Annotated in this window: 17 protein-coding genes; 10 read left to right on the top strand and 7 right to left on the bottom strand. The window is 71.4% G+C overall.

The window, feature by feature from the left end:
- Positions 1 to 208 precede the first annotated feature (208 nt).
- Together ACWGH4_RS15625 and ACWGH4_RS15620 are read left to right on the top strand one after the other, a co-directional pair.
- Positions 209 to 436, top strand: a complete 228-nt coding sequence (locus ACWGH4_RS15625; protein WP_053556957.1) for a DUF3107 domain-containing protein — start codon at positions 209 to 211, stop codon at positions 434 to 436.
- Positions 437 to 641: 205 nt separating this feature from the next.
- Entirely contained in the window at positions 642 to 911 is a 270-nt protein-coding gene (locus ACWGH4_RS15620; RefSeq protein ID WP_441264066.1) for a hypothetical protein, read from the top strand.
- Between the two features lie 198 nt (positions 912 to 1,109).
- On the opposite strand, the gene ACWGH4_RS15615 is transcribed toward ACWGH4_RS15620, so the two are convergent.
- Entirely contained in the window at positions 1,110 to 1,844 is a 735-nt protein-coding gene (locus ACWGH4_RS15615; protein ID WP_441264065.1) for a ferritin-like fold-containing protein, read from the bottom strand.
- A 318-nt stretch (positions 1,845 to 2,162) separates the two neighbouring features.
- Between ACWGH4_RS15615 and ACWGH4_RS15610 the strand changes: the two genes are divergently transcribed.
- Both ACWGH4_RS15610 and ACWGH4_RS15605 read left to right on the top strand, forming a co-directional pair.
- Positions 2,163 to 4,469 carry a DEAD/DEAH box helicase gene (locus ACWGH4_RS15610; RefSeq protein WP_453460548.1) on the top strand — a complete coding sequence of 769 codons (2,307 nt, stop codon included), beginning with the start codon at positions 2,163 to 2,165 and terminating at the stop codon, positions 4,467 to 4,469.
- Between the two features lie 271 nt (positions 4,470 to 4,740).
- A complete protein-coding gene (locus ACWGH4_RS15605; RefSeq protein WP_453460545.1) occupies positions 4,741 to 5,592 on the top strand; it encodes an alpha/beta fold hydrolase in 852 nt (283 codons plus the stop codon).
- A 45-nt stretch (positions 5,593 to 5,637) separates the two neighbouring features.
- Here the strand turns inward: ACWGH4_RS15605 and ACWGH4_RS15600 are convergent, their stop codons facing one another.
- Positions 5,638 to 6,537, bottom strand: a complete 900-nt coding sequence (locus ACWGH4_RS15600) for an NYN domain-containing protein (protein WP_441264062.1) — start codon at positions 6,535 to 6,537, stop codon at positions 5,638 to 5,640.
- Positions 6,538 to 6,717: 180 nt separating this feature from the next.
- On the opposite strand from ACWGH4_RS15600, the gene ACWGH4_RS15595 reads away from it, so the two are divergent.
- A complete protein-coding gene (locus tag ACWGH4_RS15595; protein WP_441264061.1) occupies positions 6,718 to 6,873 on the top strand; it encodes a hypothetical protein in 156 nt (51 codons plus the stop codon).
- A 76-nt stretch (positions 6,874 to 6,949) separates the two neighbouring features.
- Here ACWGH4_RS15595 and ACWGH4_RS15590 read toward each other — a convergent pair whose 3' ends face one another.
- From ACWGH4_RS15590 to ACWGH4_RS15575, 4 genes are all read right to left on the bottom strand, one after another.
- The gene (locus ACWGH4_RS15590; protein WP_005312320.1) at positions 6,950 to 7,555 is read right to left on the bottom strand and encodes a MarC family protein; all 606 of its coding nucleotides are present in this window, start codon (positions 7,553 to 7,555) and stop codon (positions 6,950 to 6,952) included.
- A 101-nt stretch (positions 7,556 to 7,656) separates the two neighbouring features.
- Positions 7,657 to 8,520 (bottom strand): PHP domain-containing protein, encoded by an 864-nt coding sequence (locus ACWGH4_RS15585; RefSeq protein WP_453460540.1) that lies wholly within the window; start codon positions 8,518 to 8,520, stop codon positions 7,657 to 7,659.
- Between the two features lie 133 nt (positions 8,521 to 8,653).
- On the bottom strand, positions 8,654 to 9,292 hold the full coding sequence (locus ACWGH4_RS15580; protein WP_453460537.1) for a DUF6758 family protein: 639 nt from the start codon (positions 9,290 to 9,292) through the stop codon (positions 8,654 to 8,656).
- 291 nt (positions 9,293 to 9,583) lie between these two features.
- Positions 9,584 to 10,180, bottom strand: a complete 597-nt coding sequence (locus ACWGH4_RS15575) for a suppressor of fused domain protein (RefSeq protein WP_453460534.1) — start codon at positions 10,178 to 10,180, stop codon at positions 9,584 to 9,586.
- A 450-nt stretch (positions 10,181 to 10,630) separates the two neighbouring features.
- On the opposite strand from ACWGH4_RS15575, the gene ACWGH4_RS15570 reads away from it, so the two are divergent.
- Positions 10,631 to 11,746, top strand: a complete 1,116-nt coding sequence (locus ACWGH4_RS15570) for a magnesium and cobalt transport protein CorA (protein WP_307708148.1) — start codon at positions 10,631 to 10,633, stop codon at positions 11,744 to 11,746.
- A gap of 28 nt (positions 11,747 to 11,774) precedes the next feature.
- Positions 11,775 to 12,287 (top strand): hypothetical protein, encoded by a 513-nt coding sequence (locus ACWGH4_RS15565; RefSeq protein WP_453460531.1) that lies wholly within the window; start codon positions 11,775 to 11,777, stop codon positions 12,285 to 12,287.
- A gap of 250 nt (positions 12,288 to 12,537) precedes the next feature.
- Here the strand turns inward: ACWGH4_RS15565 and ACWGH4_RS15560 are convergent, their stop codons facing one another.
- The gene (locus ACWGH4_RS15560; protein WP_453460528.1) at positions 12,538 to 13,314 is read right to left on the bottom strand and encodes a hypothetical protein; all 777 of its coding nucleotides are present in this window, start codon (positions 13,312 to 13,314) and stop codon (positions 12,538 to 12,540) included.
- Positions 13,315 to 13,497: 183 nt separating this feature from the next.
- Here ACWGH4_RS15560 and ACWGH4_RS15555 point away from each other — a divergent pair, with 183 nt between their 5' ends.
- Genes ACWGH4_RS15555 through ACWGH4_RS15545 form a run of 3 tightly spaced genes read left to right on the top strand, consistent with a single transcriptional unit; the run spans position 13,498 to position 16,522 of the window.
- Positions 13,498 to 14,760 carry a magnesium transporter MgtE N-terminal domain-containing protein gene (locus ACWGH4_RS15555; RefSeq protein WP_189466179.1) on the top strand — a complete coding sequence of 421 codons (1,263 nt, stop codon included), beginning with the start codon at positions 13,498 to 13,500 and terminating at the stop codon, positions 14,758 to 14,760.
- The gene (locus tag ACWGH4_RS15550; protein ID WP_453460525.1) at positions 14,753 to 15,346 is read left to right on the top strand and encodes a DUF1003 domain-containing protein; all 594 of its coding nucleotides are present in this window, start codon (positions 14,753 to 14,755) and stop codon (positions 15,344 to 15,346) included. Before ACWGH4_RS15555 ends, ACWGH4_RS15550 begins: the two co-directional genes overlap by 8 nt.
- Before the next feature lie 42 nt (positions 15,347 to 15,388).
- The gene (locus ACWGH4_RS15545) at positions 15,389 to 16,522 is read left to right on the top strand and encodes an Mrp/NBP35 family ATP-binding protein (protein ID WP_453460522.1); all 1,134 of its coding nucleotides are present in this window, start codon (positions 15,389 to 15,391) and stop codon (positions 16,520 to 16,522) included.
- Positions 16,523 to 16,556: the final 34 nt, after the last annotated feature.

Here is a 16,556-nt window from a genome sequence, read left to right as displayed (position 1 = left end):
CGCTGGCCTGGCGCGGTAGCGCCGGCTCCCCGCGGCACGGCACCGCGCAGCAGCACTGAGACCGGCCCCCCGGCCGGGGGGCCGGCGTCCGGGCTGTTCGCTCCTGGCGTTTCCGGGCGGCGCCTGACGGCTGCCGCCTTGGGGCTAATGTGTGCTGCGTACGGCGCGGTGACCGCGCAACGCACTGACCGTTCGGAGGGACATAGCCGTGGAGGTCAAGATCGGCGTGCAGCACGCGCCCCGGGAGCTCGTTCTGGAGAGCGGGGAGTCCGCCGAGGAGGTCGAGCGCGTCGTGGCAGAGGCGCTGGCCGGCAAGTCGCAGCTGCTCAGCCTCACGGACGAGAAGGGCCGCAGGGTCCTGGTGCCGGTCGACAGGCTCGCCTACGTCGACATCGGCGAGTCGACGACGCGGCGCGTGGGGTTCGGCGCGCTGTAGCGCGACGGCGGCGCACGCCACGGGCTGTGTCCGGGCGAGCGTGGTGAAGCATGTTCGAAAGCGGGCCCGGCGGGACGACCGCCGGGCCCTCTTCGCTGCTCAAGGCTGCTCCGAACCGCCGGAAGGAGGGTTGCGTTCCGTGCACGCCGGGTAGTACGGGCTACGACCGTCCAGCCCCCGCCCGGCGTCCGTGAGGAGATCAGCAGTGCTCTTGGAATCGCTCGGTTCAGTCCTGCTCGGGCTCGCACTCTCCTGGGCGGCGGTCCATCACCTCGGCGACCGGCTCCCTTCCCGCAGGGCGGTCTTCGCCACCGGCGCGGCGGGGGCACTCTTCGGCGCGTACGTGACACACGTGGCACTCGGACCCGGCCACAGCCTCGCGACCTTGCTGGGGGCCGTGGCGATCGGGGCGGTGCTGCTCTCGCTGCTGATCCGCCCGTCGACCCGCAGACTGCGCCGTGCGTTCCCTTTCTGAGCCCGCACGACGTCCGGCCGCCCCAAGGACGGCCGGAGGACGAGACCGGCGACGAACCGGACGGCGGGCCGGGCGACGCCCCGGGCAGGCGCCCCGGCGACGGACCGGATCCCGGCGGCGACGCCGGGACTCAGGGCCCCGGGAAGCGCACCTTAGGCCCTCTCCCGAAGCCTTTCCCCGCCCGGTGAAGGCTGTTCCCTATGCCGCCAGGCCCAGTGCGGCCATCCGCTTGGTGTGAGCCTTGGTGATCCGGGAGAACATCTCGCCGACCGCTGCCAGGTCGAAGCCGTCCGCCACACCGCCCACGAGCATCGTGGACAGCGCGTCCCGCTCCGCCACGACACGCTGCGCCTGGGACAGGGCCTCTCCCATCAGCCGCCGCGCCCACAGGGCCAGCCGGCCACCGACCCGCGGGTCCGCCTCGATCGCTGCACGGACCTTCTCCACGGCGAAGTTCCCGTGGCCGGTGTCGTCGAGCACGGCGAGCACCAGGGCGCGGGTGTCGCTGTCCAGGCGGGCGGCCACCTCGCGGTAGAAGTCACTGGCGATCGAGTCGCCCACGTAGGCCTTGACCAGGCCCTCCAGCCAGTCGGACGGCGCGGTCAGCCGGTGGAAGTCGTCCAGGGCCTGGGCGAACGGCTCCATCGCGGCCGTCGGCTCCGCGTCGATGGCCGTGAGGCGGTCGCGCAGCCGCTCGAAGTGGTGGAACTCGGCGGAGGCCATCTTCGCCAGCTCGGCCTTGTCGCCGAGCGACGGCGCCAGCTTGGCGTCCTCCGCGAGCCGCTCGAATGCCGCCAGCTCGCCGTACGCGAGTGCCCCGAGCAGGTCCACGACGGCGGCACGGTACTGCGGTTCCGCGGACGCCGCAGCCCAGTCCAGGGCGGCGATCCCGGTGTGACCGGTGGATTCAGTGGCGTTGTCAGGCGTCTCCATGAACGGCACAATAGCCCGCCCGCCGCACGGGGGAAGGGCCTGGTCAGCCACGCCGGGAACACAGTTCTCGTGAATTCACCCAACACACATGCGCGAATCCGGGGTACAGTGGTAATGCGCCTGCTGAGCGTCAGAGTATTTCTGTGCCCTCGGTAGGCCGTCTGATGAATGAGGATGCCCGGTCGGTGGCCCGATCGGCTCCGACCCCGACCGCCCTCCACGCGGATCATGCGCACAGTTGCGCAAGACCGCAGATGAGGGGCCCCCTCAGCGGTACGAGCGCTCGAGCGACGGCAGTGGTCCCGCGCCATCCGGCCGATGCACAGCCGGTCCAGTACCCAGGTGCGGTACGACCCCCAGCGTTCGCCTCGCGCCGCGTCTCACAGAAGAGGCAACACCCTGACTACGCAGACTTTCCGGGATCTCGGGATCCTCCCCGAGACCGCCGAAGCCCTCGAGGCCGTCGGCATCGTTTCCCCCTTCCCCATCCAGGAGATGACGCTCCCCGTCGCGCTCTCCGGCTCCGACGTCATCGGCCAGGCCAAGACCGGCACCGGCAAGACCCTCGGATTCGGCCTGCCGCTGCTGGAACGCGTCACCGTCCCCGCGGACGTCGAGGCCGGCCGGGCGCAGCCCGAGCAGCTGACCGACGCCCCCCAGGCCCTGGTCGTCGTCCCCACCCGCGAGCTGTGCACCCAGGTCACCAACGACCTGCTGACCGCCGGCAAGGTCCGTAACGTCCGTGTGCTCGCCATCTACGGCGGCCGGGCGTACGAGCCCCAGGTCGAGGCGCTCAAGAAGGGCGTCGACGTGATCGTCGGCACGCCCGGGCGTCTGCTGGACCTGGCGGGCCAGAGGAAGCTCGACCTCTCGCACGTGCGCGCCCTGGTCCTCGACGAGGCCGACGAGATGCTCGACCTGGGCTTCCTGCCGGACGTCGAGAAGATCATCCAGCAGCTGCCCGCCAAGCGGCAGACCATGCTGTTCTCCGCGACCATGCCGGGCGCCGTCATCGGTCTCGCCCGCCGCTACATGTCGCAGCCCACGCACATCAGCGCCACCTCGCCCGACGACGAGGGCGCGACCGTGCGCAACACCACGCAGCGCGTCTACCGCGCTCACTCCATGGACAAGCCCGAGATGGTCTCGCGCATCCTGCAGGCCGAAGGCCGCGGACTCGCGATGATCTTCTGCCGTACGAAGCGCACCGCGGCGGACATCGCCGACCAGCTCGCACGCCGCGGTTTCGCCTCCGGAGCCGTGCACGGCGACCTGGGCCAGGGCGCCCGTGAGCAGGCGCTGCGCGCGTTCCGCAACGGCAAGGTGGACGTACTCGTGTGCACCGACGTCGCCGCGCGAGGCATCGACGTCGAGGGTGTCACGCACGTCATCAACTACCAGTCGCCCGAGGACGAGAAGACCTACCTCCACCGCATCGGCCGCACGGGCCGCGCGGGAGCGTCGGGCACCGCCGTGACGCTGGTCGACTGGGACGACATCCCGCGCTGGCAGCTCATCAACAAGACACTGGACCTGGGCTTCCCGGACCCGCCGGAGACGTACTCCACGTCGCCGCACCTGTTCGAGGAGCTGAACATCCCGGCCGGCACCAAGGGCGTCCTGCCGCGCGCCGAGCGCACGCGCGCCGGTCTGTCCGCGGAGGAGGTCGAGGACCTCGGCGAGACCGGTGGCCGCGGCCGCCGGACCGCGCCGGCCCCGGCGGCCCGCGAGGAGCGCCCGGCCCGTACCCGCACGCCCCGTCAGCGTCGCCGCACCCGCGGCGGGGAGACGACGGCCACCGGGACGGCCGTGGCCGAGGCAGTCGTTCCCGAGCAGGCCACCGGCGAAGGGGCCGTCGAGCCGCGCACGCCGCGCCGCCGCCGTCGCACCCGGGTGGGCGCGCAGGCGTCCGCCGAGGCGACGGCCGTCGTCGAGACGGTCGAGCAGACCGCTCCCGTGGCCGAGACCGAGGCGGAGGCGGAGTCCAAGCCGCGCCGCCGCCGTACGCGCGGCGCCGCGCAGACCGTCGTCGCCGAGGCCGAGGCGGTCGCGGAGTCCGCGGCCGAGTCCGAGCCCGAGGCGAAGCCCCGTCGCCGCACCCGTGCCGCGAAGGCCGTCGACGCTGTCGACACCGTCGAGGCCGGCACCGCGACGGTGGAGGCGGAGGCGGTCGTCGAGACCAAGCCTCGCCGGACCCGGACGCGTGCGGCCAAGGCGGTCGACACCGCCGAAGCCACCGAGACCGAGGCGAAGCCCCGGCGGACGCGTGCGGCCAAGGCCGTCGACACCGCCGAGGCGGCAGTGACCGCCGAGGCCGACACCGAGACGAAGCCGCGCCGGACCCGCGCCCGCAAGACCGTCGACACGGCCGAGGCCGTCAAGACCGACACCGAAACGAAGCCCCGGCGGACGCGTGCGGCCAAGGCCGTCGACACCGCCGAGGCGGCAGTGACCGCCGAGGCCGACACCGAGGCCAAGCCCCGTCGGACCCGCGCCCGCAAGGCCGCGGAGCCCAAGGCTGCGGTCGCGGCCGAGACCACGGTGAGCGCCGAGACCGGCGTGGAGCCGGAGGCGAAGCCGCGTCGGACGCGTACGCGCAAGGCGGTGGCGCAGCCGGAGAGCTGACGCCCACGCACCTCATGACGGCCCGGCCCCGGGAAGGGGCCGGGCCGTTGTGTATCTCCTTCGAGAGACCGGGCTCCGCCCGGAGCCCGCACCGCCGTCGGCATCGCCCCACGATCCGGCGGCCACGGGACCGGCCGGGCCGGAGTTGCCTCGTGACTTCCCTCCCGCGGCGTTCGAAGCGGGGGTCGGCAGGGGGCGGGACAGGGCAACACGCCCGGCGCATCGGCGCCGCCCGCCCCCGTACGGCCTTCCCCGCGTTAGCCTCGTCCGCATGAGCCGGCCGCCCACCTTCGTTCCGCCCGCCTGCGCACGTTCCCGCGCGCTCCCCACCTCGCGCGGCGAGTTCGCCGTGCTCGACGCGCGGCCATCGGGGGACGTGCGCGGCACCGCGCTGCTGCTGCCCGGGTACACCGGCAGCAAGGAGGACTTCATCGCGCTGCTCGAGCCCCTGACCGCGGCGGGCTATCGCGCCGTCGCGGTCGACGGCCGCGGCCAGTACGAGACGGCCGGCCCTGCCGATCAAGCCGCCTACGCCCAGGACGAGTTGGCGCGGGACGTACTGGCCCAGGCGGCGGCGGTGGGCGGTCCGCTGCACCTCGTGGGGCACTCGCTCGGCGGCCAGATCGCCCGCGCCGCCGTCCTCATGGACGCTTCACCGTTCGTGACGCTGACACTGATGGCGTCCGGGCCGGCGCAGATCAGTCCGGCCCAGCAGCAGCGGGTGAAGCTGCTGAGCGACGCGCTCGCGGTGATGCCGATGGACCAGGTGTGGGAGGCGATCCTCGCCTTCGACGCGCCGGAGGACGCGGCGGAGGAAGCCACGGAGGACCGTGAGGACCTGCGGCGCCGATGGCTGCTGCACAATCCGGCCCAACTCCTCGCCACGGGACGGCAGTTGATGAACGAACCGGACAGGGTCGCCGAACTCGCCGCCGTACGGCCGCCGCACACGCATGTGCTGTCGGGCGAACGCGACGACACCTGGCCGGTGCCGCTGCTCGACGCGATGGCGGAACAGCTGGGGGCGCACCGGACGGTGGTCTCCGGTGCGGAACACTCCCCGAACACCGACCGCCCTGCGGAGACCGCCGCCGCGCTCGTCCGGTTCTGGGCTCAGCACTGAGGCCGCCGGAGCCGGGGCCGGATCGTACGGCTCCCCCAGGAGCAGTCAGTACTGGGACTGGAGGTGCTGCCAGAAGCCGTCACGCAGCGCACGCCGGAGCAGCGCGTGCCCGCGCAGCGAGCGCTGGAGCCGCCGTTCCGCCTCGATGAGCAGGTCCTGGTCGACGGACCCGGGCAGGTAGGGGTGGCCGGGAAGCAGTTCGGCCAGCTCGGCGCGACCGCGCTCGCCCAGCCAGGTCGCGGCGATCTGCGCGCCCACGAAACGCACTTCGTCACGCGAGGGCGGCGGTGAGCCCTCGTTCTCGTAGGTCGTCACGGGCCTGCGGGTGATGTAGGGACGGCAGAAGTCGAGGTCGAAGGTGCGCTGGCTGTCGACCTCCCACAGCAGCGGCTCCGCCTGGTTGCGGCCCTCCCCCGCCTCGATGCCCCACAGGTGGACCCGTGCGCCGTACCCCTGGGCCGCCTCGACCGCGGAGACCAGGTCCTCGTCGCCGCCGACGAGCGCCGCGTCGCTGATGGCGCGGTGCCGGGCCAGGGACTCCAGGTCGGTGCGGATGAGGGAGTCGACGCCCTTCTGCTGGTTGTTGGCGTTGAGGTTGCCGAGGCGCACCTTGACGTCGGGCAGCTCCGCGATCGCCTGCTGCTCGGAGGTGTGGATGCGGCGCCGGGCGCCGTCGTACCAGTAGACCCGCAGCAGCCGACTGTCGGCGAAGATCGTGCGCGCCTTGTCGATGAAGGCTTCGATCAGACCTTCCGCGTCGAGGTCGAAGGAGCGCCGGTCCTCCGTGCCCGCCACAAGCAACCCGGCCGCAGCATAGACGTAACCGGCGTCGACGAAGATGGCATGGGTGGAGGGAGTCTTCGCGACCTCGGCGAGCATCCGCTGCAGGAGCTCATTGGTGCGCTCCAGGCGGCCGGCGATCTGGTTGATCTCTGCGTCGTTCATACGGGGCTCATTGTCCGTGCCCGGAGCGCTACCCGCCAGTAGTTAGGCATCCGAAAAATTTCCTTAGCGTAGGGAATGTTTGCAGGATGCATCCCGTTGACACCCATATACACAGACGGAGGCTTCCGTCTGTCAGCCACTCAGTTCTCCTGCAGGAGGATCAGACGAAGGGAGAAGCGCTTGCGCTTCGAGATCATGCGACTGGACGACATCGACGGCACGGCTGTCGACAGTACGGTCGTGGACGCCGCCTCCGTCAATCGGATCGTGCAGCAGGCCGCCTACACCGGCCAGCGCATCTACATCCGGCCCGCCGACACCGACGTTGCTTCATAACGCCTGACCAGCTCGACGACGCACGACGCCCCCGTACGGACGAACCGTACGGGGGCGTGCTGCGTCCCGGCGCCGGTCAGGCGCCCTGGACGACCTGGGTCACGCCGTTGATGATCTGCTGCACGGCTATCGCGGAGAGCATCATCCCGGCGAGCCGGGTCACCAGGACCACGCCGCCGTCCTTGATCAGGCGGATGATCACCAGCGAGTAGCGCATGGTCAGCCAGAGCACGACATGCATGGCGACGATCGCCGCCCACACGGAGACCTGCTCGCCCGCCCCGTCCGCGTGCTGCACGGCGAGGATCACGGAGACGATCGCGCCGGGCCCCGCCAGCAGCGGCATGCCCAGCGGCACCAGCGCCACGTTGACGTCCTTGGTCTGCTTGGGCTCGTCGGTCTTGCCGGTGAGCAGGTCCAGGGCTATCAGCAGCAGCAACAGTCCGCCGGCGATCATCAGCGCGGGGACGGAGACATGCAGATAGTCGAGGATCTGCTGGCCGAGTATGCCGAAGACGGTGATGACACCGAAGGCGACGGCCACGGCCTGCCACGCCATCCGGCGCTGCACCTTGGTGGCGCGCCCGGAGGTGAGGGCGAGAAATATGGGCGTGATCCCGGGGGGATCCATGATGACGAAGAGGGTCAGGAACAGGGAGCCGAAAACGGCAGCGTCGAACACAGTGAGGGCCTTGCGGGAGAGGGTCGTACGAGGTGGGCAAGCGTGGGTGAGGGCGCGTCCCGCGTGATCGAGGACGTCAGGACGCCAGGCGCGGGAACGCCCTAGGAAACGGCTCCGCCCGTGCCCGGCACCGGGAACGCCCCCGTGGCACGGCGGGTGATCTCGCCGTAGATCTCGGGATCGGTGGTGTATTCGCCGAGCCGGCAGGTCTTGCGGCTGCCGTGGTAGTCGCTGGAGCCGGTCGTCAGCAGACCGAGGTCCCGGGCGAGGCCGCGCAGCCGGGCGCGCGTCTCCTGGTCGTGGTCCATGTGGTCGACCTCGATGCCGTCGAGGCCGCACGCGGCGAGCTCCGCGATCGCGGCCTCCGGCACCACCCGGCCGCGCTTCACGGCGAGCGGGTGGGCGAGGACGGTCACGCCGCCGGCGGCCTTGACCAGGCGGACCGCCGTGAAGGGAACGAGCTCGTGCTTCTCCACGTACGCCCGGCCGCCGTCGGCCAGCCACAGGGGCGTGAAGGCGTCGGAGACGGAGGGCACGACGCCCAGCTCGACGAGGGCCTCAGCCACGTGGGGCCGGCCGACGGAGCCGTCCCCGGCGATACGGGCGACCTGTTCCCATTCGACGGGCACACCGAGGTCCCGGAGCTTGCCGACCATCGCCCGGGCGCGCGGCACCCGGTCGTCGCGCACGAGCTCCCGCTCGCGCAGCAGGTCGGGCTCCTCGGGGTCGAAGAGGTACGCCAGCATGTGGACGCCGATGCCGTCGAGGCGGCAGGAGAGTTCGGCCCCGGTGACGAGAGTCACTCCCGCAGGGACGGCCGCGGCGGCCTCCGCGTGGCCGCGAGTGGTGTCGTGGTCGGTGAGCGCGACGACGTCCAGACCGGCGGCCGCCGCGTTACGCACCAGCTCGGCCGGGGTGTCCGTGCCGTCCGAGGCCGTGGAGTGGGTGTGCAGGTCGATGCGCACGACGCGTGACTCCGGGGCTCGGGGCGGACAGGGGACACCTCAGGATAACTGCCGCACCAGCACGCCCCGGCCGCCCTCGGAGCGCACCTCCGCCGCCCCCGACCGCCCTCGGCGGCCCGGAGGGAACGGCCCGCTACGAGAGGAGTCGCGGCGACAGGGCCCCGCACGGCAGCAGTTCGACCTCGGCGCCCGCGTCCCGCAGGTCCGTGAGCACCAGCTCGTCGTACATCAGCAGCCCGGACTGCTCCGGCCAGACCACGGCCCACAACCACAGGCCCCGCGCTTCGCCGGCGAACACCGCTCGGTCGTCGGGGACGCCCTTGACATGCCACAGCGGGGTGGGCCGGCCGGCCGCGAGCACCTTGGCCTGCGACGGCTTGTCCACTTCCATGTGCGGCCCGGGGTCCGGACCGTCGATACCGGCGTAACGGGATCCGAGGCCGACGCCCAGCTCCTCGGCGATCAGCAGCAGCTCCCCGATGCCGCCGAGCGGCCCCGGTCCGGAACACGCGACAGCCGTCGCCCGGCCGCCGCTGCGGTCGTCACCCGCATAGGCGACGCCGGTGTAGAGCCAGCCGACCGGAAGGGGCCAGGGCATCCACACGGGGACCTGCGCGCGGTGCACGACGACACCGAGGGCCTCGACACTGGGCGGGATCACCGGCTGCAGCGGGTGCACGGCACCGTGCACATCGCACTGCCAGGAGTCGGCAAAGAGACCGGGCGCCCTCACCCGGCCACCGCACTTCGGGCAACTGGGTTCGCCCCTCATAAGGGTCAACGGTCCTCTCCGGTGGACGCCGCGTCAAGGACGATCACCCGTCCGGAGCGCGCCTCCGGCCCGGTGAAAATAAATGTACGGATCACTTATCAGGTCATGTGACGTCTTGCCCGGCGCCGTACGGTCCGAACGGGAGGAAGTCACCCGATCGGATCAACGGCCCGCTCCGGGAGACGCGGCCGCCCCGGTGAGGACTGACAAGACTCGGCCGCACCCTGGGGCCTGGGCTGAAACCGCGTCATACACCGCGTCCCGGCCAACCTCCTTGAACCGGCGCGTGGTTCAGTCCAGCGTCACGGACCGGCGCAGCGGATCGCGCAGGTCCGTCCCGTGCGTCAGCCAGCGTTCCTGGAGTTCCGCCGCGCCGTGCACCCTCTTCCATGCCGCCTCGTTCGACGTCATGGGCAGCAGGGGCAGAAAGCGCACCGGGTCCATCGGGTCGCCCAGCTCCAGGTCCTCCACCAGCCCGCCGGGCTCCGCGACGAGCACGGAGCTGAACGGCGCGGAGGGCCACAGGGCGTCCCCTACGTCGAGCGACGCGCCCGGCGCCACGACCACGCCCTCCACCTGCGGGGACGCGGCCAGGACCGCGAGCGGCCGCAGCACCTTGTCGGTGTCGGCGAGCCCGGCCCGCACGGTCAGCACCAGCTCCGCGCGCGGGCCCTTCACCGGATCGGCGAGGGCCGCGGTGGGGTCGGTCATCGGGTGGGCGGACATGCCGAGAGTGGCGTAACGCACGATGTCCTTGTCGCCGTCACGGTCCCGGAAGCGGAGCACCTCGATGCGGTCGGTGCCCAGGAAGGTCACCGCGGCACGGGCGTCCGGTTCCCCGAGGGCGCTGCGCAGCCGGGCTTCGACAAGAGCAAGAACGTCTTCCATGTCGCGAGCATAAAACGCGTAAGGACCGGGCAAACACAGGGATTGACCCGTAGTCGGCTGATAGGCTTGGCCGCTGGTCGGGACGGACACAGAAGTGTTGCCTTCAAGTCCTGACGACACATCGTCCCTCACGGGGGACCGGCCGGAGGAGGTGAGGCTGCGGTGGATCGAAGTCGATCGTGCAGTACCAGCAGCTCTTCCGCACGGCACCGTTCCCTTCGCCGGTCCTGACCCGACGAACCGGAATCCGGTGTACTGAGGCCTTTCCCGCACGGGGCCCCACGGCTTTTCGCACGACGGAAGAGCGCGAGCACTTCGTTTTTGCCTGTCTGTAGCGAACGCCGTCACCGCGCTCCCGCGGTGCCGCCCGCTTTGCGGACGTACGACTCACGTCCCCATTCCGGGCTGTGCCACGCCACCGCCGACGGCCTCTCCGTGAAGGAGCCAGCCATGTCGATGATCCGTGACCTGCGCGCAGCGGTCCGCCCCTCGCTGCGAAAGAGCAGCACCCCGTACAGCGGCTACGACACCACCCGTGACCCCTCCGCCTCCAGCGCGGTCGTCGACTGCGCCGTCTACCGTGACGGCCGGCGCCTCGAGAGCACCGCGTGCCTGACGCCCCACGAGGCGATGCTGCGGGTGCGGGAGGGCGGCGGCTTCGCCTGGATCGGGCTGCACGAGCCGACTGAGGCCGAATTCGCCGGTATCGCCGCGGAGTTCGGGCTCCACCCGCTCGCCGTCGAGGACGCGGTCCACGCCCACCAGCGGCCCAAGCTGGAGCGGTACGACGACACCCTGTTCACCGTCTTCAAGACGATCCACTACGTCGAGCACGCGGAGCTCACCGCCACCAGCGAGGTCGTGGAGACCGGCGAGGTGATGTGCTTCACCGGCCGGGACTTCGTCATCACGGTGCGGCACGGCGGCAAGGGCTCGCTGCGCGCACTGCGGCACGGCCTCCAGAAGGACGCCGAGCTTCTTTCCAAGGGTCCCTCCGCGGTGCTGCACGCCATCGCCGACCATGTGGTGGACGGCTACATCGCGGTCGCGGAGGCCGTGCAGGACGACATCGACGAGGTGGAGATCGACGTCTTCTCCGCGCCGGCCAAGGGCAGCCCGCGCGGCGGCGACGCGGGGCGGATCTATCAGCTCAAGCGCGAGGTGCTGGAGTTCAAGCGGGCGGTCTCCCCGCTGCTGCGTCCGATGCAGCTGCTGAGCGAGCGGCCCATGCGGCTCGTGGACCCCGACATCCAGAAGTACTTCCGCGACGTCGCCGACCACCTCGCACGGGTGCAGGAGGAGGTCATCGGCTTCGACGAGCTGCTGAACTCCATCCTCCAGGCCAACCTGGCCCAGGCGACCGTCGCCCAGAACGAGGACATGCGCAAGATCACATCCTGGGCGGCGATCATCGCCGTCCCGACGGCGGTCTGCGGCATCTACGGCATGAACTTCGACCACATGCCGGAGCTGAAGTGGAAGTACGGCTACCCCCTGGTGCTCACGGGCATCGCGGTGGTCTGTTTCGCCATCCACCGCACGCTCAAGCGCAACGGCTGGCTGTAGTACGAGAGCCGGTCGATAGGCTGCGCGCATGACATCGCATCTGCTCGGCCGGGCGCTCGTCGAGGAGGCCACGAAGAAGTCGGGCCTCATCTGGGTGCGTGGCGACGGCCCCGCGCGTGCCCTGTGGCACGTCTGGCACGAGGGCGCCGCGTGCATCGTCGGCGACGGGCCCGGCGAGCAGCCGCTGCCGGGTCTCGTGGACGGCGCGGACGCGGAGGTCACCGTACGCAGCAAGGACAAGGGCGGCCGGCTCGTCGCCTGGTCGGCCAGGGTGAGCGAGCTCGCCCCGCACTCCGAGGCGTGGGAGGCGGCCGTCGGCGAGCTCAAGGGCAAGCGGCTGAACGCGCCGGACGCGGAGCTGATGACCGAGCGCTGGGCGCGTGAATGCCGGGTGCTGCGCCTCGAGCCGCGGGACGTGGTCACCGACCTGCCCGACGGCTCGCTGGCGGCCGCGCCGCTGCCGACCACCGCGACGACCCGCCGGCCTGTTCCGGCGGCACTGCCGAGGCTCCTGCTGAAGCGGCGCAAGCGCCGCGGCTGATCCGGCCGCGGCGGCCATGGGCCCTGGTGCAGCCCGCCCGGTGTTTGAGGGCACCGCGCGGAGCGCGGTACGCCGCCCGCAGGGCGGTACGGGGCCTGCCCCGGTTTCGGGAAGTGGGGGTCCCACACGGCCGCCGGGCCGTAGGAGGTAAGGGAAGCGCCCCGGGCAGCGGCCACGCGCCCCAGCGCGAGTCAGGAGCCCTGCGCGCAGCTCACCATCTCGGCGCCCAGATCAGGGGCCTGCTCGGACGTCAGGAGCTCTGCTCGGAGGACTTCGGGAGCTGCTTGCCGTAGTCGACCATCTCGTCCTTCGACGGCTCCGCCAGCGGGAAGTCCTTGTCCCAGTCGCCCAGCGTGAGCACCCCCGCGCCGCCGGCCCGGGTGAACTGCAGCGGATACGGCTTGCCCTCCAGCGACACGTCGAGGACACCGCCCCGGCCGCCCTCGCCCGCCGTGACCTTGATGGTGCGCACCCCTCCGACGCGGGTCCGGTCGCCCTTGCTGAGCTTGCCCTCCATCCCGAGCAGCCCGTCGAGCAGCACGTCCATGTCGGTGAAGCCGCGGAACTGCTTGTACGAGGGGTCGCCCTTGGGGACCTTCACGTACTTGTCGGCGAGCTTCTTCGCCGCCTCGAGGTCCGATTCGCTCGGCTTCTTCTCCTCGTCGCCGTCCGCGTGGCTCCAGAAACCGGCGTCGGCCTTCAGGAAGAGGGTGTCGCCGATCCTCAGCAGCTCGAAGGCGTTCTCCTTGGAAGTGAGCGAGCCGGTGCCGCCGTCGTGCTTGAGCCGCATGTTCAGCTTGTAGGTGCCGCCCTTGCTGACGAGGGTGCCCGAGAGACGCACCGAGGCCGCGGCGTCGGCCGCCGTCCGCGCCTTGGTCTCGATCTCCTCCGCCGACAGCTTCCCGATCCCGTTCGTCCCCGCGTCGGGGTCCTCACCGCACGCACCGAGGGCGATGGTCAGCCCGGCACACAGCACCGCGGAGAGCCCGGCCCGGCGTGCTCGGCCGGCCGGAGGGAGGGGAGTCACCAGCGCACTGCCTCTCATCTGTGGGGAATGGCAGACCGCAGCGTACCTGTGCGTGGTGCACGGCTGAGCAGGCAGCCGTACGGCCGTCGGCCGGGAGCGGCCCGGATCGGTACCGGCTAGCCTGAAACGGTCCGGAACCAGCATTCCGGGGCAGAAGTGGCCGGTAGTGGAGGAGGGGCGAACATGGCGGCAGGCGCCCCGCGGGTCTTCGTCTCGCACCTCGCCGGCGTGCCCGTCTTCGACCCCAACGGTGACCAGGTGGGGCGTGTACGCGACCTGGTCGCGATGCTGCGCGTCGGCCGCCGCCCGCCACGGCTGCTGGGCCTGGTGGTCGAGGTGATCAGCCGCCGCCGGATCTTCCTCCCCATGACGCGGGTGACGGGCATCGAGTCCGGCCAGGTCATCACCACCGGTGTCCTCAACGTGCGCCGCTTCGAGCAGCGTCCCACCGAGCGGCTGGTGCTGGGCGAGCTGCTGGACCGGCGGGTACGCCTCGTGGAGAGCGGCGAGGAGGTCACGGTGCTCGACGTGGCGATCCAGCAGCTGCCGGCCCGCCGCGACTGGGAGATCGACAAGGTCTTCGTGCGCCGGGGCAAGGGCGGGGCACTGCGCCGCAAGGGAGAGACGCTGACCCTCGAGTGGTCCGCCGTCACCGGCTTCTCGCTCGAGGAGCACGGTCAGGGCGCGGAGAACCTGCTGGCCACTTTCGAGCAGCTTCGTCCGGCCGACCTGGCCAACGTGCTGCACCATCTGTCGCCCAAGCGTCGTGCCGAGGTGGCCGCGGCGCTCGACGACGACCGGCTCGCCGACGTGCTGGAGGAGCTGCCCGACGACGACCAGGTGGAGATCCTCGGCAAGCTCAAGGAGGAGCGGGCGGCCGACGTCCTGGAGGCCATGGACCCGGACGACGCCGCCGACCTGCTGTCCGAGCTGCCGGAGGCGGACAAGGAACGGCTGCTGGCCCTGATGCGGCCCGACGACGCGGCGGACGTACGGCGGCTGATGGCGTACGAGGAGCGCACCGCGGGCGGCCTGATGACGACGGAGCCGATCGTGCTGCGCCCCGACGCCACCGTGGCCGACGCGCTGGCCCGGGTGCGCCAGCAGGACCTCTCCCCCGCGCTCGCCGCGCAGGTGTACGTGTGCCGGCCGCCCGACGAGACGCCGACGGGGAAGTACCTGGGCACGGTGCACTTCCAGCGGCTGCTGCGGGACCCGCCGTTCGCGCTGGTCAGTTCGATCGTGGACAGCGACCTGCCGCCGCTGTCTCCGGACACCCCGCTGCGGACCGTCACCCAGCACCTCGCCGCCTACAACATGGTGGCGGCGCCGGTCGTCGACGAGGGCGGGTCGCTGCTGGGCGCCGTGACCGTCGACGACGTGCTGGACCACCTGCTGCCCGACGACTGGCGCGAGACCGAGTTCGAGGAATCCGCCCATGGGTAGCGGCGAGACGGGTCCGCCCGACCGGTTCGAGCAGCCGGGGCGCATGCCGGCGGGCGCGAGCGCCGCCTCGCGGACGCGGGTGCGGCTGGACCTGCCGCGGGCACCGCGCCGCAGCCTGCTGCCCGACTACGACCCGGAGGCCTTCGGCCGTCTCTCCGAGAAGATCGCACGGTTCCTCGGTACGGGCCGGTTCCTCGTCTGGATGACCCTGACGATCATCGCCTGGGTGGTGTGGAACGTCAGCGCCCCGGCCCCGATGCGCTTCGACGAGTACCCGTTCATCTTCCTGACCCTCGTGCTCTCCCTCCAGGCGTCGTACGCGGCGCCGCTGATCCTGCTGGCGCAGAACCGGCAGGACGACCGCGACCGGGTCAACCTGGAGCAGGACCGCAAGCAGAACGAGCGCTCGATCGCGGACACGGAGTATCTGACCCGTGAGGTCGCGGCGCTGCGGATGGGCCTCGGCGAGGTGCCGACGCGGGACTGGATCCGCTCGGAACTGGAGGATCTGGTGCGGGCGATGGACGAGCAGCGGGTCCCGTCCCCGCACGAGCGCACGCGCGGTAGTGACGAAGACGACCGCTGACGTCCTTTCCGCAGGCGGTGGCCGGAGCCGTACCATCTCCGTATGGCTACGGAAGACGCGGTGCTTGAGGCACTGGCGACGGTGAACGACCCCGAGATCAACCGACCGATCACCGACCTGGGCATGGTGAAGTCGGTCGACATCGGGGACGACGGCACGGTCGCCGTCACGGTGTACCTCACCGTCTCGGGCTGCCCGATGCGCGAGACGATCACCAAGAACGTGACCGAGGCGGTCGCCCGCGTCGACGGCGTCTCGCGGGTCGAGGTCACGCTGGACGTGATGAGCGACGAGCAGCGCAAGGACCTCGCGGCATCGCTGCGGGGCACCACCGCCGAGCGCGAGGTGCCGTTCGCCAAGCCCGGTTCGCTGACGCGTGTGTACGCGGTGGCGTCCGGAAAGGGCGGCGTCGGCAAGTCCTCCGTGACCGTGAACCTGGCGGCGGCCATGGCGGCGGACGGTCTGAAGGTCGGCGTCGTCGACGCGGACATCTACGGTCACAGCGTGCCGCGCATGCTGGGTGCGGACGGACGTCCGACCCAGGTCGAGAACATGATCATGCCGCCGTCCGCGAACGGCGTGAAGGTCATCTCCATCGGCATGTTCACGCCCGGCAACGCGCCGGTGGTGTGGCGCGGCCCCATGCTCCACCGGGCGCTGCAGCAGTTCCTCGCCGACGTGTACTGGGGCGACCTGGACGTCCTGCTGCTCGACCTCCCGCCTGGCACGGGCGACATCGCGATCTCCGTCGCGCAGCTCGTCCCGAACGCGGAGATCCTCGTCGTCACCACCCCGCAGCAGGCCGCCGCCGAGGTGGCCGAACGGGCCGGCTCCATCGCGGTGCAGACCCACCAGAAGATCGTGGGTGTCGTCGAGAACATGTCTGGCCTGCCGTGCCCGCACTGCGACGAGATGGTCGACGTCTTCGGCAGCGGCGGCGGCCAGCGGGTCGCCGAGGGCCTGACGAAGACGACCGGCACGACGGTGCCGGTGCTGGGCTCGATCCCGATCGACGTACGGCTCCGCGAGGGCGGCGACGAGGGCAAGCCTGTCGTCATCACGGACCCGGACTCCCCCGCGGGTTCGGCGCTGCGGGCGATCGCGGGCAAGCTCGGGGGCCGTCAGCGCGGTCTGTCGGGCATGTCGCTGGGCATCACCCCGCGCAACAAGTTCTGACCGGAGGGGCACCCGCCCTTCACCGGCACCGAAG

It is taken from the genome of Streptomyces sp. NPDC054847 (assembly GCF_053610925.1).
The sequence above is the reverse complement of the archived record's forward strand: the minus strand, read 5'-3'. Positions and strand labels throughout refer to the sequence as shown.